Here is a 20,920-nt window from a genome sequence, read left to right as displayed (position 1 = left end):
TTATAACCCTTTACCAGTAATTGATTGTCCGCATTCACTGCCCGTGCCACGAAGGATATCTAGGGCATGAGGCAGTACAGGTAAAATGACTTGCAGACATTCTCGTACTGCTTTGGGGCTACCTGGCAGATTGACAATAAGGCATTTACCACGAATACCTGCCACAGCTCGGCTTAACATAGCCCTTGGGGATATAGCAAAGCTTTCTCGGCGCATGGCCTCTGGGAGTCCAGGGACAGCTCTTTCAATCACGCGCAAAGTTGCTTCAGGAGTTACATCTCTAGGGGAAAAACCAGTGCCCCCAGTAGTAAGTAAAAGACCTACACCAAGCTGGTCTACCATCTCCGTCATAGCCTTTGCTAACACCTCCTGATCATCTGGCAGTATACGATAGTCAATAACCTGCCCTTGAATCTCGGGTATAAGTTTTTCAATTTCTTTGGCACTGGTATCTTCCCGTTCACCTTTAGCACCTTTGTCACTAGCAGTAATAATTCCTACTGGTATTCCCTGCCAGAGTGTAATTGGATCCTCAGCCTTAACTTTACCACCAACAAGTACGCGGGTAAAAATGCCTTCTTTTGGCATAACACATTGACCAACCTGTTTAAATATTTCACAGCCATGATGACAACTCTTACCAATCTGGGTCACTTCTAATAATGTTTCACCAGCTTTAAGATAGGTACCTACTGGCAGTTTGAAAAGTTCTAAGCCTTCTGTAGTAAGGTTTTCAGCAAAATCCCCCGGAACTAACTCTAGACCTTTTTGCTTCCCCATTTCCCGCATTTTTTCTATACTATCTACACTGAGTAAACTAATCTGCCTATGCCATTTCCCTGCATGGGCGTCACCTTCCATGCCCCAGTTGGGGATTAGAGTAGCCTCACCAATATTCGTTTTGCGTACACCCTTTTCCTTGCTAATGCAAACAGCAGCTATTTTTGCAGACATGGATCGTCCTCCCTCTCAAATAGGCCACTCTTACCGCCTTCCTTTTTCATTAAACAAACATTCGATATTACCATAGAACGGTCAATGGCTTTACACATGTCATATATGGTCAAAGCGGCGATGCTAACGGCTGTCATGGCTTCCATTTCAACACCTGTTTGTCCGCTCACTCTAACAGTCGCCTCAATGATAACAGAGGCTTCCCCTTTGGTGAAACTGATCATAACAGAACTTATCGGTAAAGGATGGCAAAGAGGTATTAAATGCTGTGTCTGTTTAGCCGCCATAATACCCGCTAAACGTGCCACTTCCAAAACATTGCCTTTGGCAATTTGACTGTCATATATCTTTTCTAATGTTTCCACTTCCATAAAAATTTGTCCACGAGCAACTGCTTGTCGATGGGTTATCTCTTTTGCACTCACATCCACCATATGACTCTCACCTTTGGTATTAAAATGAGTAAATTCTCCCATAATTCCACTCCTTTTACTTTGCAAATGAACAATGAGGATACGTGCAGCCACTCTCGCAACGGCGACATAAACCACCATGTCCTAGGGAAGCTATATACTGGCGCGTAATACGCTCACCGATTAATATCTTGGGTAATACTACATCAAGCACCGTTACTTTACTAAACATACCACATGCAGGAATACCGATTACAGGTATTTCACCTAAATAGGCCGTCATAAACATAGCACCTGGTAAAACAGGTGTGCCATATACTGCTACATCTGCCCCTGCCTTTTTTACACCTGCCAATGTAACGTCATCAGGATCGACTGACATGCCGCCAGTTACAAATACAATGTCATTTTTGGCAGCCAATGTCTTTATCTTTTCTGCGATTAAATTTTCATCATCTGGTAAAAATATTGTTTCTGTTACTACACTGCCCAGATCTGCAAACTTCTTTTTTATTACCGCTTCAAATTTATCTTGTATTATACCATAATATACCTCACTTCCTGTAATCAGTAAGCCTGCCTTTTTCGCAGTAAAAGGGATAATACGGATTATATCTTCATCTATACATATTTCTTTTACTTGATTCATTGTTTTCTTTGGTAAAACCAGAGGGATAATCTTTGCAATAGCGACTAGTTCATTCACACACACAAGGCTATTATTATGTAAGGTAGAAAGGGCTACCCCCTCTAACATATTAATTTCAAATAATTTCTCAGTATTTATCTTAAGTAGACCATGACACTGTGCCCGTATCCCTACCTTACCTTCGGCAGCTTCTGATAGCAACAAGTCTTTATGTCCTACCAAAAGGGCTAACTGCTCTGCTGCATCATTTTCGTGAACTTGATCCTCACCAAATTCCATAACATATACATTATTTTTCCCCATGCTGCGCATTAAAGAAATATCTTCTGCCTTAATGATATGACCCTTTTTAAAAGCTACGCCGCTCGTTTCCCCAGGGACAACACGAGTAAGATCTTGTCCTAAGATCATACCGATTGCCTGACTTACATCAATTGATTTCATTATTTTTTCCTCTCTAATCAGTCAATAAACGAAGATTTACCCTCGTTCCTATTGGTAAACAACTACTGTCCGCCGAAACATCAATAAGAGCGTTAGCTGGCAACAAGCCTGACAACATACCATTTCCTTGAAAATCAATCGGTTCAGCATATAGGGCTCCATCGATATTTTCACACCTAGCCCAAATGAAACGCCTAGACTTACTTTTTTTATTAAAGGCCTTCTTAAGCTTAGCTTCTGCTCTAGGCCTTTCAATCTCAATAATTCCTGCCATTTTTCGCAGTAAAGGCCTTAGTAGCACTTCAAAAGAAACATTTGCTGATGCCGGATTTCCAGATAAGGCTACCACCAATGTATCATGCCAGAAACCTGTTATTACCGGCATGCCTGGCTTCATTGCTAAGCGACTGAATAACATGGGAATTTTCATTTTATAAAATAATTGCTCCATTAAGTCATAATCACCAACAGACGCCCCCCCTGTCGTGATATACATAGCAATGTTCTCATGCCCTATTAGCTTCTTTTCCATTTCTTTAATATCATCTTTGACCTGCCCTAAAAGAATCGGTTGTCCTCCAGCTTCTCTAACTTTTGCCATTAACATATAACTATTCGAATTCCGAATCTTTCCTTTGGTTAGAGGCTGATCAACACTAACAATCTCAGTCCCAGTAGCCAAGATAGCAACTTTCGGCTGCTCATAAACCAAGGGTTTACTCCTGCCAAGCATCGCCAGTATCCCCATCGCTCCATCCTTAATGACCGTGCCTTTTTTTAGCATAATCTGGCCAATACAAATTTCTTCCCCTTGCCTACAGATATTGTGATTGGCATCTTTAGCTGCGAAGATGCTAACCATGTCCTGTTGAACTTCTGTATCTTCCAGTCGAATGATAGCATCTGCTCCTTCAGGGATTTTCGCCCCTGTCATAATGCGTGTTGCCATGCCTATTTCAACTTTTTTACTTGGCCAACTGCCTGCTGGTACATAATCTACTTGTTTTAGCACCACAGGATTAAAAGAAGAGGCAGATTGTACATCTTCCATTCTTACTGCATAACCATCTAAGGGCGATCGATCAAAAGGAGGAAAATCCATATCTGCAATAATGTCTTCTGCTAATACCCGATTATAGCAATCTTCTAGGGAAATATGAGTTTTTTTTTGCAATTTTATTTTTTCTAGTAAAATTGACATAGAATCTTCTAATGATATTGCCATTTCCAAGTCTCCTTTCCCAAAATAGCAGATAAGAAATTAACCCTACAGCTATAGCGTTGAATCTTGAATTATATTTTCTAAAAAGTCAGCAACCGCTTCTATCTCATCCAATTTAAAATACGGTACACCCTCATAAATCTGTTGATCCGCAATTAACGCAATCCGATTCTTTTTGGGACCAATACATTCTATTCCCTGGCGGTGTACTTCGATTTGTGGTTTTTTTTCTTGTTTAAAGCCTTCCGTCAAAATCAAATCAACATTAGTAATACTCTGCACTATATCATCCAATACTGGTGGATGAGTAAAGTTTTCTATTATAGCGACTTTCTTACTAGAGGCAATACATACAATATCAGCACCAGCTTGGCGGTGCTTGTAAGTATCAGTCCCTTTATGATCTATTTCAAAATCATGTCCATCATGTTTAATAACAGCAATTCGATAACCACGACTTTTAAGCTCAGAAATAACCTTTACCAAAAGGGTGGTTTTACCACTATCAGAATAGCCCACAAATGATATAAGGGGTATCATACTTCTTTTCCCCTTCCCAATATTAGTTTTGCTTTTTCATAATCACTATACGTATTAATGTTTGTAAAAAGGCAATCATCCAGTTCATCTAGACAAGTAACAGGCACCCAGTGAATTTTATCTAACAATCTAAGAACACTGTATTGTTCCTTCGGAATAAGCTCTTCGATTATGGCAGCGCAAGGTTTTCGATAACAGGCCAATAGGGGTTCTATTTTCCCTTTACGTACAGTAACAGCCCCATCCTGGCTTTCCAAGGATTGAACAATAATTGGAATAATTTCAGGTTTTAAAAAAGGTGTATCACAGGCCGTAACAAAAACCCGAGAATATCGAGCATAGAATAGTCCTGCATGAATACCACTTAAGGGCCCTTTAGACATTAGGATATCAGGAACTTGCCGGACAGGCAGTTTAATATTTCTAGTGATGTTACTCACTACTAGGATATCATCAGACAATGTTAGCATTTTTAACAATAAGTTATGGAGGATATCTCCATTTTCCCAAGGAAGTGCCGCTTTGTCGCAGCCCATCCGGCTACTCTGACCACCTGCTAATACAACAATTGAAAACCGGTTACCCTCCAATACGATACATGCCCCTTTCACTTTTCTTCCCCTTCTTTAACTCATGTTCCATCGGCTTATTCCAAACCACTTGTCTTATCGTATCTAAAAGCTCTTGATCAGAGATTCCTGCACGTAAAACATCTCGCAAAGAATATTCTTGGTTCGATAATAAACAGGGCTTAAGATTGCCATCGGGTGTGAGACGAATGCGATTGCAGGAGCTACAGAAATGCTGGGATACAGGAGTAATAAAACCAATTGAACCCTGCGATTGGGGAAAACGATATACTTGAGCTGGAGAATTATTACTCACCTCTGGAAGCATTGTCGTAAAACCAGCGGTAATAAGTTGTTGTTTTATCTCAGCTGCGGTAAATAGGTAGTTTTTATCAGAGCAAAAGGGCATATATTCAATAAATCGAATTTGATATGGATTCTCCATTGCCAAATTCGCAAAGTCAACAAGTTCATCTGAATTGAAATCTTTCATAACAACCATATTTATTTTAATTGGCGTAAGACCTACTGCTTGCGCTTTTTTTATCCCTGCCAATACTTGATGCAATGCATCTTGTCCTGTTATTTTTTTAAACCTTTCAGGATATAAGGTATCAAGACTCACATTTACGCGTTTCACCCCTGCTTTCTTTAAAAGGGGAGCATATTCTTCGAGCATACTACCATTGGTTGTTAGCACGACTTCTTTAATACCTGCAATCGCTGTAACCTTTTTTAAAAAAGGTATTAGACCTTTACGTACTAAAGGCTCTCCACCAGTAATACGTACTTTATCAATTCCTAAGCTGGTAAATGCATGGATAATTCGTAGTAGTTCTTCATATCGTAAAATATTGTCATGCTCCGTCCATTTTACGCCATCTGATGGCATACAGTATTGACAGCGAAAATTGCATCTGTCGGTTACTGCTACTCGCAAATAATGAATGCGCCTGCCTACAATGTCATATAATCCATCCATCCTGCAACCTCCAAATTTTATAAACATCATGCATTTAACCCTAAAATTAGGATTATCTAATTTCTACTTTGTAGTATTATCCCTCTAAATCTAATAGTCCTTTTTTTATGGCGTACTTCACCATTTCAGGCCTAGTTTTAAACTGGAGTTTTTCCATTATTCTCGTTTTATAAGCTTCAACGGTTTTGACGGAAAGACAAAGTTGCTCAGCAATATCTTTATTAGCATACCCCATAGCTACTAAGCGTAATGTTTGTCGTTCTCGTTCTGTTAATAAGGTGAGTGACTCAACCTCTTCCCTTTTATTTCCTTGCCTCAAAAATCCTTCAATTAACGATTTTGCAGCAGATGGATACAAATACGATTCTCCTTGGTTAACTGTACGAATCGCCTGAATTAAATCAAATTGAGGAGCGTTCTTTAAGATGTATCCCATTGCCCCTGCCTTTAGAGATTGAAACAAATATTCTTCATCATCATGCATAGTCAAAATCAGCACTCGAGTTTGTGGTAGCAATTCCTTTAATCTTGCAGTAGCAATTAAACCATTCTCACCTGGAGGCATACTCAAATCCATAAGTGCCACTTGTGGAAGTAGTTTTAATCCTAATTCTACAGCTTCCCTTCCATCTGCAGCTTCCCCAACCACCTCCATGTCCTGCTGAGAGTTAATTAGCATAGCTAATCCTGAACGGACAACAGCGTGATCATCAGCTATTAAAACACGGATGGTCATAAGTTGTTTCCTCCTGTTTACTTAAGGGAACATTAACCCGAATCGTAGTACCATGGCCAAAGTTGGATGTAATATCAAGAGTGCCGCCAATCAATTCTGCCCGCTCTCGCATACCGTACAGCCCAAGTCCTGTTCCCTGTATTTCAATCTTTTCAATATTAAAACCCCGCCCAAAATCTGTAACTACTAAGTGCAACTGTTGATCCTGTTCTTCAAAATATATCTGTAGTTTATCAATGTTCGCATATTTAGCTGCGTTAACCATAGCCTCTTGACAGATACGATAAAGGGCCGTTTCTACCGCTGATTTGTAACGACGTTCTTTTCCTACAACAGATAAGGTTGTTACAATGCCATAGGTTCGCTCAAACTGTTTAATGAAAGACCGTAGGGCTGGTAATAGACCCCAATCATCGAGGGAGGAAGGTCTAAGATCGACAGCAATGTATCGTACTTCATTTAAAGCCTGCACCGCCATATCTTGTACCATTTGAAAATGTTCTTTTAATTCATCTTTAAGTTCCATTTGCCCAATGATATTAAGACCCACAATCATACTATAAATACTTTGTCCTACTCCGTCATGCAATTCACGGGATACTCTCTTACGTTCCTCTTCTTGTGCTTGAATCATATAATTAGCCATTTTTTTTTGTAATTGCTTTTGTTCCTCTTTATTATGTTCTGACATGTCCCTTAGTACGACTACTAACAAACCACCCATATGTTCTTGCAAACGAGTCGTACTTGCAGCTGCGGAAAAGATTTGCCCATTCCTATGCAGTAAGCGAATTTCAAAAGAAGAAATACTTCCTAAATTCGTAAAACAATTTGTACAAACGGTAAAATCTGCACATTTGTCCATTCCCTGGCAAATACTGCTTAATTTCACTTTATGAATAAGCTCCTTAGTACAATAACCTGTCAGCATTTCAATCGATGGATTGGCCTCCACAATCATTCCTTGTTCATCTAAAATGAGTATTGCATCGCTTACATACTGAAAAATCATTTTTAATAAGGATTCGGAAGTTTTTCGCCTCATACGACAGCCCCCAATGTAGCACAAATGATTTAAAAGTCTATACTATTTTCTAGTTCTGTGGCAACTCGTTTTGATAAATCAATGACTACTTCCTCAATTACGCAAGGAGTACGGTAACCCACTAAAAGCACTCCTTTGACTTTTCCCTTTGTTAGTACTGGCACTCCTAGAGCGGATTGCAATTCTTCCGCATAAAGAATCGGGTATTCTTGCGGATCTTCATGTTGCCGAGGTTCATAATGTTCCAATATCATAGGTCTGCCTGACATCAATACTTTCCCTGCAATTCCTTTGCCCAGACGCAGTACAATCCGTCGAAACCGTTCATTTTTATTACCCACTGCATACTTCCAGCGGATCGTAGATTCTCTTGACTCCTGGAGAGCTAACGCTGAGAAATCAGCACCCGCCCTAAGTCGCAAATCCTCTAAGTATTTATTGATTGTACTTTCTAATGTATTCATAAAAGTATTCTCCCGAAGTATTTAATCTTATTTTCAATTTATCACAGTTTCCTTTTAAAAGCAAAGTTGCAGGGTTATTACATAAGGGCAATCTCAAATACAACATGGATTGCCCTATGAAATCAATGAAAGGATTTATCTTTTAAATCCCGACTAAAATATTGAATATACGCTCTATTTATATATTCGACTGGCATACTCCATACATGCACCAATCTTGTAAATGGCCAAATAGCAAACATTCCAAATCCGGTCACAACATGAAGCTTAAATACCAAAGGTACACCAGTCATAAAGGAAGCATTCGGTTTCAAAAACAATACCCCTCTTAGCCAAGGACTAATCGTTTCTCGATAATCAAAATTTCCCACCTGGAACACATTGGTAGCTGTACTTGTCAATCCTAAGACTACTTCTACTAGCACTAAAACGGCTACCAGTAAATCAGCCTTACTACTAACAGCAAACACACGGTCATTACCAAAACGACGGAAAGTTAAAATCAGAATACCTACTAGCGTTACTATCCCTGCGGGTCCTCCACCATAAACAGCAGCCATATGGTACATATGCTCGTTCACTCCAATGGATTCAAAAAAGGTCTTGGGAATCAAAAGACCTGAAATATGCCCTCCAACTACAGCTAATATACCAGCATGAAATAATATACTACCCCACTGTAGACTACGTTTTTCCAACAATTCACTGGATTTAGCTGTCCAGCCCAATTGATCCATGTTATAGCGATAAATATGTCCTATTATAAAGATAGTTAATGCTATATAAGGAAAAATCACCCATAGAATTTGTTCTATAAAATTCATGATATACCTTCTCCTCTGTGGGTAGTTTCTGCACATGCTATTGGCACTGTAAATCCTACACAAACTTCAAGCAATGCAGCATAGGGACTGCGTTTTTCTAGAAGTTGCTGCCATAGTTTTTCAATACCAGGATTTACAATCTCTAAAACTTGTTTACATGATTCCTGGTTAGCAATGGCTAGAAATTCAAGCAGCATAGGAAGGTAATCAGGTAATTCCTCAGAATCTGCCTCAAGTCCGGATTGTCGGTAGATACCTTTTAAGTCGGCTAGCACTTGCCCACGCTTTTGATCATCGGGACAAAGTAGGGAGGTAATATACAGATTACAGTGTTCACTAAAATCAAAGGTACTTACATAAAACTCAGCTAATTCCTCACAAGTATTATGTTCCAAGTAATCTAGAAAAGAATGTACCCTTTCCCTCATTGGCAAGTGTTCCAATTCACTTGCCAGCTGACGTAACTCATCAATTTTTAACCAACTGTTTTTTGGATATTGAAGCAAAATAGATAGCAATTGTAGCATTTTCTTATCTACCATCGTCTTCACCTCTAATACCATAGCATGCGCTCCCTTGGGGCAGGGAATAACCGCAGCTACCTTGCTGTTTATATACATTAACGTAATTTTCTTGATGTGATGTGGGAATTACAAAACGATCCTCATATTTTGCAATAGCTAGAAGGCGATACATACGCTCTACAGCAATTTCATCAAGGCCGACCTCTCTTAGCTTATCCTTGTCGACTTTTTGGTTTGTGTTGATTGATCGCATATAGGTACGCATAGCTAGCAGCTTACCTAAGGCCGACTTAACTGCTTTTGTATTACCAGCCGTTAAGATATTCGCTAAGTATTCGATAGGAATACGCATATCATCTAGTAGCGGAAATAGATTCTCATTTACGCCTTGCTCCTTTGCCACACTTACAATCGGGCTAAGAGGCGGTATATACCATACCATTGGCATGGTGCGAAATTCAGGATGTAATGGCAGGGCTATACCGTATCGGACGGCTAAATCATAAATAGGAGAACGTTTTGCATCTTCTAACCAATCTTCACGAATACCATCTAAGCGAGCCTTCGCAATCACTTCAGGATCAGCAGGATCTAAAAATACACTAAGCTGCGCTTGATATAACTCCTGTTCATTGCTAGTAGATGCTGCCTCTTTTACTCTGTCAGCATCATACAATATGACTCCCATATACCGAACACGGCCTGAACAAGTTTCCGAGCAAACAGTAGGTTGACCTGACTCCACCCTTGGAAAACAAAAAATACATTTTTCCGCTTTATGAGTTTGCCAGTTAAAATAAACCTTTTTATAGGGACATCCAGTCATACACATACGCCAACTTCGACAAGCATCTTGGTCCACCAAAACAATCCCATCTTCTTCCCGCTTGTAAATGGCGCCTGAAGGACACGCAGCCACACAGCCAGGATTTAAGCAATGCTCACAAAGTCTTGGCAAATAGGCCATGAAAGTTTGTTCAAACTCAAATTTAACTTTTTCCTGCATCTTGACTACATTCGGATCTTTAGTACCGGTTTGATGGGCACCGGCTAGATCATCTTCCCAGTTTGGCCCCCACTTTAAGTCCATATTTCTACCAGTAATTATTGATTTTGGCCGAGCTACTGGCTGGTAGCGCTTTGTAGGACTGTTAATTAATTTCTCATAATCATATGTCCAAGGTTCGTAATAATCATCAAGGGTAGGCATATCGGGATTGTGGAATAATTTAAGTAATAACTTTGCTAAGCGGCTACCGCCTTTGAGCCTGAGTTTACCATCCTGTAATTCCCAGCCCCCCTTATACTTTTCTTGATTTTCCCATTCCATGGGATACCCAATACCTGGCTTGGTTTCCACATTATTAAACCACATATACTCAGCGCCTTCACGATTTGTCCAAGTATTTTTACAGGTCACACTGCAAGTATGACAGCCAATACATTTATCTAAGTTAATTACCATAGCTATTTGTGCTTTAATCTTCAAGCCAAGACACCTCCTTTAACTTACGAACCGCAACATAAATATCTCTCTGATTACCAATTGGCCCGTAATAGTTAAACCCATAGCTAAGCTGGGCGTATCCGCCAATACACTGGGTAGGCTTAACATGAACTCGAGTAGGGCTATTGTGTGTGCCGCCCCGTTGACCAGTAATAGATGAACCAGGAACATTAATGTGCTTATCTTGTGCATGATACATATAAAGAGTTCCTCTAGGCATACGATGGCTCACTACTACCCTAGCAGAAACTACGCCATTACGATTATATACTTCCACCCAATCATTATCCTTAAGATCGGCTTGCAAGGCATCTTGATGATTCACCCATACATGAGGTCCACCACGAAATAAGGTGAGCATATGCAGGTTGTCTTGATAGGTACTGTGTATATTCCATTTGCCATGAGGAGTAAGATATCGCAAAACAATTTCCTTACCTTCTGCTTCGGGTTTATATTCTTTGCCCGCAAATAACACTGGGGATAACGTCGGTTTATAGGTAGGCATAGCTTCGCCAAACTCTAGCATGATCTCATGATCAATATAAAAATGTTGACGTCCTGTCAACGTACGGAAAGGCATCAAATGATCGATACTGGTCGTAAAGGGGGAATAGCGTTTATCTCCTTTATTTGAGCCAGTAAATACAGGGGTAGGAATGACTTGCCTTGGTTGTACCGTAATGTCATTAAAAGTAAATTTTTCTCCTGCACGACCCGCGCTAATATTCTTAAGTTCCATACCTGTTTTCTTTTCTGCATCTTCCCAGGCTTTCATAGCCAATTTGCCATTTGTCGCACTCGATAGAGTAAGGATTGCTTCTGCCGCTTGACGAGCTGTCTCAATACTAGGACGCGCAAAAGCTACACCAGGCACCATATTCTTTCCATTAATTTTTTTAAGTTCTTCGTATTGTTCTTTAACAGGAAAAGCAATGCCATGAGCACCCACTGGGTTTTTTTCAAGTAATGGTCCAAGAGAAGTAAACTTATTATAAATTTCTTTATAATCTCGCTCTACTATTACCATATTGGGCATCGTCTTACCAGGTATCGCCTCCACTTCCCCCTTGCGCCAATCTAGCACTTTACCAAAGGGCTGAGCAATCTCTCCTGGTGAGTCATGCATAAGAGGTACTGCCACAATATCTTGTTGTACCTCAGGTAGATATTCTTTCGCCATAGCGGAAAAAGTCTTAGCCAAATCCTTGAAAATATCCCAATCAGACTTGGCTTCCCATGGCGGATTAATCGCGGGATTGAATGGATGAACAAAAGGATGCATATCGGTACTACTTAAATCGGTTTTTTCATACCAAGTAGCAGCAGGTAATACTATATCAGAATAAAGAGCGGTACCGGCCATGCGAAAGTCTAAATTAACCAATAAATCAAGCTTGCCTTCTGGAGGAGTGTTATTCCAATGAACTTCCTCTGGTCTTAAATCCTCATTGGGCTCTGATAAAAGTCCATGGGAAGTTCCCAGTAGATATTTCAAAAAATACTCATGTCCCTTACCAGAACTAGAAATTAGATTAGAACGCCAGACAAATAATCCTCGAGGGTGATTTTTTACATTATCAGGATCTTCCACCGCAAAAGACATCTTTCTGTCCTTTAACTTTTTGACGACATGACTAATGACTTCTTCAGTAGTTTCGGCTCCTGCTTCACTGGCCTCTGTACTTAGTTGTAACGAATTTTGGCTAAACTGAGGGTATGAAGGCATCCAGCCGAGGCGAGCGGCCAATACATTATAGTCTGCCGGATGGCTGTAGCGACTTTTTGCTACTGTTGGTGATTTTAGCCCTTCCATGCTATGGGTTTCATACTGCCACTGATTGGTAGCAAAGTAAAAGAAGGAGGTTGCATTCTGAAGGCGTGGCGGCATTGACCAGTCGCGAGCAAAAGCCACAGTCCCCCATCCTTCTATTGGACGACACTTTTCCTGCCCTACATAATGAGCCCAGCCACCTCCATTTACCCCTTGGCAGCCAGTTAGAATCACCAAATTCAATATAGATCGATAAATGGTATCTCCATTGAACCAATGATTAATGCCCGCTCCCATGATAATCATGGATCTTCCTTTCGTATCGGCAGCATTTTGAGCAAATTCTCTAGCTATCTGAATGACCAACTCTGTCTCAACATTCGTATGTTTCTTTTGCCAAGCTGGAGTATAGGTTGCTTCATCATAATAATCTATCGGATATTTTCCAGGCAGACCGCGATCGATTCCATATTGAGCTAACATAAGATCAAATACAGTTGTGACTCGTAGTAGCTTACCATTTTTCATGATTAATTTAACAGGGATACCCCGTTTAACAACTCCAGTGCCACCTTCCGTAAATTCAGGAAGATTCACACAGATTTGCTCATCTTCTTGCCCTAGGAGTGTTAATAATGGGGATAGAGTGTCACCAACTTCACTCTCCATTTTTAAATTCCATTGTCCTGTACTATCCCAACGTTGGCCAATGGTTCCCTTCGGAGTAGCGAAGCCATCTTGTACTACATCCCATAATACTGGTTTCCACTCTCCTTTATTCCCTACTAACCCAAGATCACTAGCCCGTGCGAATCGGCCTGGAGTATATTCCGTATCATTTTTTTCAATAAGCACCAAAAATGGCATATCCGTAAACTGTTTAGCGTAATCCAAAAAATATTCTTCTTGTTTCTCAATATAAAACTCTTTCAAAATGACATGGGTCATAGCCTGGGCTAAGGCCGCATCTGAGCCTGGATTAACTGGAAGCCAATTATCAGCAAATTTCACATTTTCCGCATAATCTGGACTAACGGCTACCACCTTCGTACCTTTATATCGGACTTCCGTCATAAAATGGGCGTCAGGTGTCCGAGTCATTGGTACATTGGATCCCCACATTATGATATACCCTGCGTTATACCAGTCACTACTTTCCGGCACATCCGTTTGTTCCCCCCATATCTGAGGTGATGCAGGGGGCAAATCAGCATACCAATCGTAAAAACTTAACATAGGAGCACCTAATAGGGATAAAAATCGAGACCCAGCGGCATAACTTACCATAGACATGGCAGGTATGGGCGTAAAGCCAGCAATACGGTCAGGTCCATAAGTGATAATGGTATATAACAGCATCGCTGACATGATTTCATTAACCTCTTGCCATTCTGCGCGTACAAAACCACCCTTCCCCCGTACTTGTTTATATAGTTTTGCTTTATCAGTATCTTCTACTATGGAACTCCAAGCTTTCACTAAATTGCCCTTACTATTTTCTACCGCCTCACGCCATAAGGCCAATAGTTGACGACGAATATAGGGATATTTGATCCTAAGAGGGCTATATACATACCAGGAAAAACTTGCACCTCTCGGACAGCCACGCGGCTCAAATTCTGGCATATCAGGCCCTGTAGAAGGGTAATCCGTCTGCTGATTTTCTGAGGTAATAATACCGTCCTTCACAAAAACCTTCCAACTACAAGATCCTGTACAGTTTACCCCATGGGTAGTACGCACGACTTTGTCATAACTCCAACGTTTACGATATATCCCTTCGGATTCTCTGTCATCTGCAACTACTTGACTCCAGCCATCCTGCGATCTTTCTTTTGTTTTAAAGAAATTCAGTTTTTTCCATAATGGTAATTCTTTTTTATTCATATACTCTCACCTCCATATTTTTTAACATTTTATCTCTGCATCTCTACGATTGTAATAATGATAAATTACAAATAGACTGATTATGTAAAAGGCAATAAAACCATATAAGGCCATGGATGGCGATCCCGTAGCCTGTGTTGACCAACCAAAAGCTTTAGGAACAAAAAATGCGCCATACGCAGCAACTGCTGAAATAAATCCAATGGCTGGTGCTGCTTCTTTCGGATTAAAGATCTTAGAAAGCATTCCAAAGGTAGAGCCACTCGCCGCTCCAGAAGTAACAAACAAAATTAATGCCATGATAAAAAATGCGATAAAATTATGATGGTTCATAAAGAAGATAACGCCTAAGGTGGCACCTATCATAACAAAAATAGACCAAAAGCTGACCCGCGCCCCGCCGTATTTATCAGCGGCCCATCCTCCGATGGGACGAGAGAGGGCACCCACTAGAGGCCCTAAAAAGGCATATTGCAAAGGATTAATACCTGAAAATTGAAATTTGATCAGTAGAGGAAACACTGCAGAATAACCGATAAAAGACCCAAAAGCAATGGTATAGATAAAACTCATAACCCACATATGTTTACATTTGAATATAGTGAATTGTTCACGAACTGATGCTTTTGCTGTCTCCAAATTATTCATACCGAAAAAAGCAGCCACGGTAATCAATACAATGGGAATAATCCATATAAAAGCAGCATTTTGTAACCAAATGGATTTGCCAACCCCACCATTCATTATAATTTGAGGCTCACCACCCATACTGCCAAAAATCCCACAGGTAATCACAAGAGGCGCTACAAACTGTACTACACTAACACCTACATTACCCAAGCCCCCATTTATTCCAAGAGCCGTTCCCTTCTGTTTTTTTGGAAAAAAGAAGTTAATATTCCCCATAGATGATGCAAAATTTCCTCCGCCTAAGCCACATAATACGGCCAATATAACCATGGTTGTATAGCTTGTGGTAGTATCCTGCACCGCATAGCCAATACCAATGGCAGGAATTAAAAGTGATGCAGTACTAATGACAGTCCAATTTCGTCCCCCAAAAACAGGTACTACAAAAGCATAAAAGATACGTAATGTTGCCCCTGATAATCCTGGTAAAGCGGCTAAGTTAAATAACTGCTCGGCACTAAAGCTAAACCCTGCACTATTAAGATTAACGGCAACTACTGACCATAACATCCAAATACAAAAAGATATTAATAGTGCGGGAACCGAAATCCATAAATTCCGGTTCGCAATTTTTTTCCCCTCCTGTTCCCAGAATATAGGGTCTTCTGGATTCCATGTTTTCAGCTTATACAATGACTAGTCCCCCTTATTTAATATAAAATCTTATATTGTCAGATTTATTTTAATATTTTGCCGTTAAAAAGTAATGTAGGGAATTCCCTATATACATTCTGGGAACTCCCTACATCGTCGAAAAATATTTTATTTTTCTCAATATTGCCAATTTACCAATAGATATATTCTGCTACCTGTGCCTCATTATTTAAATTTACATCTTTTAATACCCAAGTTTTAAATATTTGATAGCCAGTACGATCAACAATGTACCCTACATGCTCTTTTCCCCCTGGTGCTTCTTTATCGATATATTGATGAACATAGTCGTAGGTATTCTTAAGTATCTCTAAAATACTTTCTTCATTAATCCATTTGATAAATGGTTGAGCAATTCTCGGATTTTTTCTACCCGTTCTCCCCATAATTACAAGCTGATATAATTTTTCTGAACTTCTCGTCCAAGCCCCTGTTGGACACTTTAGCACACATTCTCCACAGCCAATACATTTATCAGAATTCCTGATCACCTTGAAGTTTTCAACCTTCAATGCACCAGCAGATTTCTTTTTACATGTTTTTACACATGCTTGGCAGCCGATACACCGATAAGAATCATATTGTGGTTCGTTCATGCCAATAATGCCAAAATCATTCATTCTTGCCTTAATGCAATCATTAGGACAACCGGTAAGGGCAATTTTCACATGATAGTCATTGGGGAATATCACTTTCTCTATTCTTTGAGCAAAAGCACTTGTATCATAATTAGCAAACTGACATACCCGACTACCAATACAAGCTGCTACATTTCTAGTACCCGCTGCAGGATACCCTGAATTTGAATGGGTTTGGTTAATCTCAAGTCCTTCGATCAGACTTTGGATTATGGTATTCACCTCTGCCATTTTCTCTATACGAATACCTGGAATTTCAAAACCTTGTCGTGTTGTTATATGAATGGTACCATTACCAAATGTTTCAGCTACATGCCTAACCGTCTCTAGATATTTGACTGCCATTTCTCCTCCTGGGACTCTTATCCGAACAGCAGTCTTATCTCTTTCCTTTGTTATACGAAAGGCATTCTTTTTCAAAATTTTAGTATTTATATCCATACTCATACACCCCTCCTTATTAATCAATAAAATTCTTAGCTTTTACATAATTAAATACGGGTCCTTCAAGACAAATATAGGTATCGTCAATTTTACAGTGTCCGCATTTAGCAACACCACAGCACATTTTTCTTTCGTATGACACCCATATATTTTCTTCTTTAATCCCTCTTTTTAAAAATTCTGTCACAGTAAAGCGTATCATTATGGGTGGACCAACAACAATTACATTTGCCTCTGCTTGATTTTCAATTTGAATATCCTTTACATAATTTGTAATGAGCCCCGTGTTTCCTTTATACATTTCATCCTCTGAGCCATCGACCGTTACTATAACGTTGATAGTCTTTTGCCACTTCTTAAAATCATCTTTATACAGTATATCTTTCGGTGATTTGAATCCCGCAATCAGTGAAAAAGACATAACTTCATTAACATTCTCAGCGAAATAATCTACAACGCCTTTGACAGGAGCTAATCCCGTCCCACCAGCAGCAATAATAACTTCCTTTGATCGAAACAAGTTAATATCAAAACCATTACCATATGGTCCCCTTAGAAATAGTACACCATCTTCCTGTAGTTCATGAATCGTATTGGTAACCAAGCCAACTTTACGAATTGTCAGCCCAACATACCCCTCACCGATTTCACTTACAGAGATCGGAGCTTCACCATATTTAGGAATGGATACTTCAAAAAATTGTCCTGGCTTTACATCGCCCTTATATTCCATCAAGAAAGTATAATCAATCGCAGTATGAGGAATTATTTTTATAATTCGGGATTTAAAAGGTAGATACGTATTGTTCATTTTTTCTCCTCCACTACATGGTTCAACTTATTTGCACAATGGGAAATTGATATATATTCTGGACACGCATCGTCGCATCTGCCACATCCGACGCACATATGATAACCAAAGCGTTTTTTATAATCATGAAGCTTATGCATCACTCTAAACCGCATGCGCTCTCCTTGCTTTTTACGGAAAGCATGCCCCCCTGCCATATCGGTAAAACCATCAACCATACAGGAAGACCAAACTCGTCTTCGCTCCCCCATGTTTTTATTTTCTTTATAAAAGATGTCCTGCATTGAAAAACAACTACACGTTGGACAGACGAAGCTGCATCTTCCACAACCAATACATCGCGAGGAGTATTCTTCCCAAATTGAAGACTCAGTTAGTCCAGTTGTTACCGCTTCTGGTAACGATACCTTTATTTTATTTTCCATTACAAAACGTGGAGAGAGATCGACTACCTTTTCATCTAGCCGATCCAACTCTTTATTATTAATTCCTACATATACAAAACTATCCTCGACATGGATAAACATGTCATATTCTTCTGTAATATTCGTATTCATACTAACGCAAAAACAGTTTGAAAAGCTTTCTTGACACTCGATAAGACAGAATCTGACTTTTTCACGAAGTACTTTATAATAAGGATCCTCACATCCATTTTTCAAATAAATATCATCAAGTCTTTTTATGCCATGTATGTCACAACTTCTCAAAAACAGCAGTATTTTTTTGTCATGAATCTTAGGTTCTGTCCAATTGTCCTCGCTAAAATAAAACAAAGTCTCAGTTATAGGCAAAAGAATTTCTTTTGCCGAAAAATTAGACTTTATCGATAGTTCTATCTCTTCCAAGCTTGTTATTTTCTGATATCTAACAGAGTCCGTGTCGGTAAAAGCCCCTTTTCCAGAGAGTCCTACTGGAGCAAAAATGTGATACTCCTTTCCTAATTCTTTTAAGTACTGATTAAATTTTAATCCTGTTACTTTATATGCCATTATTTTTTTCCTTTCTTAGCTTATTTTTACTCTTTTGAAGATCCCATTTTTAACCTTGCCTCATTAAGAATCCTTACCGCCCTAGGGTTCTTTGCCCTAAATATATATCAGACTAATTTTAATATTTAACCACTAAAAAGTAATGTAGGGAATTCCCTACATTACTAAAGGAAATTCCCTACATTGTTTATTTCACTAAATTCTTATCTAAAAATAATACATGAGCGTTTTCTTAGAATGTATCGTATTTACCACCAATAATGAGGATATTTGTGTTTTAATACATATTTATTAAAAACCACTGCTACAACTGCAATCATGACGCTACCAATCAATACCGTATAAAAGACATTCCAATTATTGTAGTCTCGTAATGTCAGCAGCATTGTGGTGGCTGCGGCTGGTGGATGATTTACACGAATTAGATGCATGCCAGCGACAATGGCTCCTATTGCTATACCCTGAGACCACCAATTTGACCCAAAGATAAATGAGCAGAGTAACCCTACAAAAACAGCAAGAACATGTCCGCCAATAATACTTCGCGGCTGAGCAAATGCACTATCTGGAATGGAAAAAACGATGTAACACGTTGCACCAAAAGGAGGAATTAGAAAAGCATATCCTGTAATTGTCGATAAATATGCGATAATAGCAATCGTAGAAACACTTCCTATAGAAGACCAACTAATGTGCTTAAAGTTTAATTTGCGATATAATATTTGCCGCGAAGTAGTATGCATACATATCCTTATTCCTCTCCCATATTTAATTAAAGTTATAGAACTATTTTACAAAAACGTAAATATGCCTGTGCCTATATCAGTAAGAAATTCATTATACTCCTTTTCTGGTAAAATGTAATGTAGGGAATCCCCACTTTAAGTCATGGGAATTCCCTATTGTTGATTGTATTCTTACTTAGCTTAATCTGTAATTCGCTTTTCTCCTATGATCGCTTGGATCGGTTTAATATCTTGAGTAACTTCTAAAACTCCAGAGAAATTTCCTTCCCTGTCCCTTACTGCAAAATAACGAATATATACGAATTTATCTCCCATCTTGATCCAAAAGTCTTCATTGTCCTTTTTCCCACTTTTAAAGTCCTCTACTATTTTTGCTACAACGTCGGCACTCGCTGGAGGATGGCAGTTTTCTACCTTACGGCCTATAATGGTTCGGGTGCGAGGGAAAATTCGATCCTTGGGCGTAGAGAAAAATTTGACGATTCCATTTTTATCAACAAAAGTAATATCAACTGGCAAATGGCGATAAATCAACTCAATTTCCTGAGGCGATAAAAAACCAGTTTCGAACTTAACCTGACCAGTTGTATTTTCATTGAGTAGATTGGGTTCTTCCTTCAAATCCTCACGATATGGTTTCCAACTACACTGGGGTTCTACTAAGCAATAACCTATTTCATCACTATCAAGAAGAGCACGATACCACTCATCTTCCGAAAGTGTCTCCATCGCCATTGGCAGAAATATTTTCTCTTCTTTAAAAATCATTTCTTCGATTTGTACCAATGTTTCTTCTGTTTTAGCAATTAACTTTTCTTTTAAGGCTGATTGATAAGCAACAGCTAAGCTTTTGGTCTCTTTTAACAAGTTCCTTATTTTATCATCGACGCCCCACATAACTTTGGGCGGTCCAGTAATTTCATACTTTTCCAGGAATGGAAAAATAAGATCTTCTTTTCTCCGATAATGTTTATCAACATCCCAAAGTAGGTTTAATTTTTCAGTCAACTGTAAGACTAATGCCTTTTCTATCTGATCTGATGCCTGTTTTAGTTTACTAATAATAGGCTTAATTTCTTGATCCATTAGTTCTTGCAATGCCTGATTTTCTGCGATAAAAATTGCTGCTGGGTGCCCTGGAACTACTGTTAATTCTGGATTTTTTTCTAAAGCTTCGCGAAAGACTGCAGCATGAACATCACAAAGACGCTGCACTTCTTCCACTGGAAGCCCTTCATTTATCAACCCTTGTTCAATTAAAGAAAGTTCAGCCGGATCCATACTTACAGCGATTTTATCAAATTTCCCTTTCACTTCTTGTACTGACTTTCCTTGATGAAGTTCCAAAATTATTTCTTTTAAGACCTTCTGCCTGTACTCCCGATTATTAATTAGTTCACTCACCATGTAC

At 39.3% G+C, this 20,920-nt stretch carries 20 protein-coding genes; all 20 read right to left on the bottom strand.

The genetic code is table 11. The annotated features are described in order from the left end of the window. Window positions 1-954 (bottom strand): molybdenum cofactor synthesis domain-containing protein, encoded by a 954-nt coding sequence (locus QSJ81_RS15450; RefSeq protein WP_285718264.1) that lies wholly within the window; start codon window positions 952-954, stop codon window positions 1-3. After that, window positions 939-1,430, bottom strand: a complete 492-nt coding sequence (gene moaC / locus QSJ81_RS15445) for a cyclic pyranopterin monophosphate synthase MoaC (protein WP_285718263.1) — start codon at window positions 1,428-1,430, stop codon at window positions 939-941. The genes QSJ81_RS15450 and moaC overlap by 16 nt, the downstream gene beginning before the upstream one ends. 13 nt (window positions 1,431-1,443) lie before the next feature. Then, a complete protein-coding gene (locus QSJ81_RS15440) occupies window positions 1,444-2,460 on the bottom strand; it encodes a molybdopterin-binding protein (protein WP_285718262.1) in 1,017 nt (338 codons plus the stop codon). 13 nt (window positions 2,461-2,473) lie between these two features. After that, window positions 2,474-3,685 (bottom strand): molybdopterin molybdotransferase MoeA, encoded by a 1,212-nt coding sequence (locus tag QSJ81_RS15435; RefSeq protein ID WP_285718261.1) that lies wholly within the window; start codon window positions 3,683-3,685, stop codon window positions 2,474-2,476. Between the two features lie 48 nt (window positions 3,686-3,733). Further along, a complete protein-coding gene (gene mobB, locus QSJ81_RS15430; RefSeq protein WP_285718260.1) occupies window positions 3,734-4,222 on the bottom strand; it encodes a molybdopterin-guanine dinucleotide biosynthesis protein B in 489 nt (162 codons plus the stop codon). Beyond that, entirely contained in the window at window positions 4,219-4,833 is a 615-nt protein-coding gene (locus tag QSJ81_RS15425) for a molybdenum cofactor guanylyltransferase (RefSeq protein ID WP_285718259.1), read from the bottom strand. Before QSJ81_RS15425 ends, mobB begins: the two co-directional genes overlap by 4 nt. Next, a complete protein-coding gene (moaA, locus tag QSJ81_RS15420; RefSeq protein ID WP_285718258.1) occupies window positions 4,802-5,773 on the bottom strand; it encodes a GTP 3',8-cyclase MoaA in 972 nt (323 codons plus the stop codon). Before moaA ends, QSJ81_RS15425 begins: the two co-directional genes overlap by 32 nt. Window positions 5,774-5,849: 76 nt before the next feature. Continuing rightward, window positions 5,850-6,509, bottom strand: coding sequence for a response regulator transcription factor (locus QSJ81_RS15415; RefSeq protein ID WP_352230901.1), 660 nt, complete (start codon window positions 6,507-6,509; stop codon window positions 5,850-5,852). Further along, entirely contained in the window at window positions 6,484-7,554 is a 1,071-nt protein-coding gene (locus QSJ81_RS15410; RefSeq protein ID WP_285718257.1) for a PAS domain-containing sensor histidine kinase, read from the bottom strand. The genes QSJ81_RS15415 and QSJ81_RS15410 overlap by 26 nt, the downstream gene beginning before the upstream one ends. Before the next feature lie 29 nt (window positions 7,555-7,583). Next, complete coding sequence (locus QSJ81_RS15405) at window positions 7,584-8,018, bottom strand: GAF domain-containing protein (RefSeq protein WP_285718256.1); 435 nt, start codon at window positions 8,016-8,018, stop codon at window positions 7,584-7,586. Between the two features lie 122 nt (window positions 8,019-8,140). Further along, window positions 8,141-8,842 (bottom strand): respiratory nitrate reductase subunit gamma, encoded by a 702-nt coding sequence (narI, locus tag QSJ81_RS15400; RefSeq protein ID WP_285718255.1) that lies wholly within the window; start codon window positions 8,840-8,842, stop codon window positions 8,141-8,143. Continuing rightward, window positions 8,839-9,405, bottom strand: coding sequence for a nitrate reductase molybdenum cofactor assembly chaperone (gene narJ, locus QSJ81_RS15395; RefSeq protein ID WP_285718254.1), 567 nt, complete (start codon window positions 9,403-9,405; stop codon window positions 8,839-8,841). Before narJ ends, narI begins: the two co-directional genes overlap by 4 nt. After that, window positions 9,374-10,855 carry a nitrate reductase subunit beta gene (gene narH / locus QSJ81_RS15390; RefSeq protein ID WP_285718253.1) on the bottom strand — a complete coding sequence of 494 codons (1,482 nt, stop codon included), beginning with the start codon at window positions 10,853-10,855 and terminating at the stop codon, window positions 9,374-9,376. The genes narJ and narH overlap by 32 nt, the downstream gene beginning before the upstream one ends. After that, entirely contained in the window at window positions 10,845-14,534 is a 3,690-nt protein-coding gene (locus QSJ81_RS15385) for a nitrate reductase subunit alpha (protein ID WP_285718252.1), read from the bottom strand. The genes narH and QSJ81_RS15385 overlap by 11 nt, the downstream gene beginning before the upstream one ends. A 21-nt stretch (window positions 14,535-14,555) precedes the next feature. Beyond that, the gene (locus QSJ81_RS15380) at window positions 14,556-15,857 is read right to left on the bottom strand and encodes an MFS transporter (RefSeq protein WP_285718251.1); all 1,302 of its coding nucleotides are present in this window, start codon (window positions 15,855-15,857) and stop codon (window positions 14,556-14,558) included. Window positions 15,858-16,009: 152 nt separating this feature from the next. Beyond that, a complete protein-coding gene (gene asrC / locus QSJ81_RS15375) occupies window positions 16,010-16,963 on the bottom strand; it encodes a sulfite reductase subunit C (RefSeq protein ID WP_285718250.1) in 954 nt (317 codons plus the stop codon). Between the two features lie 13 nt (window positions 16,964-16,976). After that, a complete protein-coding gene (gene asrB, locus QSJ81_RS15370) occupies window positions 16,977-17,771 on the bottom strand; it encodes an anaerobic sulfite reductase subunit AsrB (protein ID WP_285718249.1) in 795 nt (264 codons plus the stop codon). After that, complete coding sequence (gene asrA / locus QSJ81_RS15365) at window positions 17,768-18,763, bottom strand: anaerobic sulfite reductase subunit AsrA (protein ID WP_285718248.1); 996 nt, start codon at window positions 18,761-18,763, stop codon at window positions 17,768-17,770. Before asrA ends, asrB begins: the two co-directional genes overlap by 4 nt. A gap of 248 nt (window positions 18,764-19,011) precedes the next feature. After that, window positions 19,012-19,506 carry an HPP family protein gene (locus tag QSJ81_RS15360; RefSeq protein ID WP_285718247.1) on the bottom strand — a complete coding sequence of 165 codons (495 nt, stop codon included), beginning with the start codon at window positions 19,504-19,506 and terminating at the stop codon, window positions 19,012-19,014. A 183-nt stretch (window positions 19,507-19,689) separates the two neighbouring features. Then, complete coding sequence (locus tag QSJ81_RS15355; protein WP_285718246.1) at window positions 19,690-20,916, bottom strand: DUF438 domain-containing protein; 1,227 nt, start codon at window positions 20,914-20,916, stop codon at window positions 19,690-19,692. Window positions 20,917-20,920: the final 4 nt, after the last annotated feature.

The organism is Pelosinus sp. IPA-1, from assembly GCF_030269905.1.
In the GTDB taxonomy this organism is placed as follows: domain Bacteria; phylum Bacillota; class Negativicutes; order DSM-13327; family DSM-13327; genus Pelosinus.
The sequence above is the reverse complement of the archived record's forward strand: the minus strand, read 5'-3'. Positions and strand labels throughout refer to the sequence as shown.

Coding starts and splice junctions, on each gene's coding strand:
- QSJ81_RS15410 (WP_285718257.1), bottom strand. CDS start 7,554: ATGAGGCGAAAAACTTCCGAATCCTTATTAAAAATGATTTTTCAGTAT.
- QSJ81_RS15405 (WP_285718256.1), bottom strand. CDS start 8,018: ATGAATACATTAGAAAGTACAATCAATAAATACTTAGAGGATTTGCGA.
- narI (WP_285718255.1), bottom strand. CDS start 8,842: ATGAATTTTATAGAACAAATTCTATGGGTGATTTTTCCTTATATAGCA.
- QSJ81_RS15355 (WP_285718246.1), bottom strand. CDS start 20,916: ATGGTGAGTGAACTAATTAATAATCGGGAGTACAGGCAGAAGGTCTTA.
- QSJ81_RS15360 (WP_285718247.1), bottom strand. CDS start 19,506: ATGCATACTACTTCGCGGCAAATATTATATCGCAAATTAAACTTTAAG.
- moaC (WP_285718263.1), bottom strand. CDS start 1,430: ATGGGAGAATTTACTCATTTTAATACCAAAGGTGAGAGTCATATGGTG.
- QSJ81_RS15450 (WP_285718264.1), bottom strand. CDS start 954: ATGTCTGCAAAAATAGCTGCTGTTTGCATTAGCAAGGAAAAGGGTGTA.
- asrA (WP_285718248.1), bottom strand. CDS start 18,763: ATGGCATATAAAGTAACAGGATTAAAATTTAATCAGTACTTAAAAGAA.
- QSJ81_RS15415 (WP_352230901.1), bottom strand. CDS start 6,509: ATGACCATCCGTGTTTTAATAGCTGATGATCACGCTGTTGTCCGTTCA.
- QSJ81_RS15440 (WP_285718262.1), bottom strand. CDS start 2,460: ATGAAATCAATTGATGTAAGTCAGGCAATCGGTATGATCTTAGGACAA.
- narJ (WP_285718254.1), bottom strand. CDS start 9,405: ATGGTATTAGAGGTGAAGACGATGGTAGATAAGAAAATGCTACAATTG.
- asrC (WP_285718250.1), bottom strand. CDS start 16,963: ATGAGTATGGATATAAATACTAAAATTTTGAAAAAGAATGCCTTTCGT.
- mobB (WP_285718260.1), bottom strand. CDS start 4,222: ATGATACCCCTTATATCATTTGTGGGCTATTCTGATAGTGGTAAAACC.
- moaA (WP_285718258.1), bottom strand. CDS start 5,773: ATGGATGGATTATATGACATTGTAGGCAGGCGCATTCATTATTTGCGA.
- QSJ81_RS15385 (WP_285718252.1), bottom strand. CDS start 14,534: ATGAATAAAAAAGAATTACCATTATGGAAAAAACTGAATTTCTTTAAA.
- QSJ81_RS15435 (WP_285718261.1), bottom strand. CDS start 3,685: ATGGCAATATCATTAGAAGATTCTATGTCAATTTTACTAGAAAAAATA.
- asrB (WP_285718249.1), bottom strand. CDS start 17,771: ATGAACAATACGTATCTACCTTTTAAATCCCGAATTATAAAAATAATT.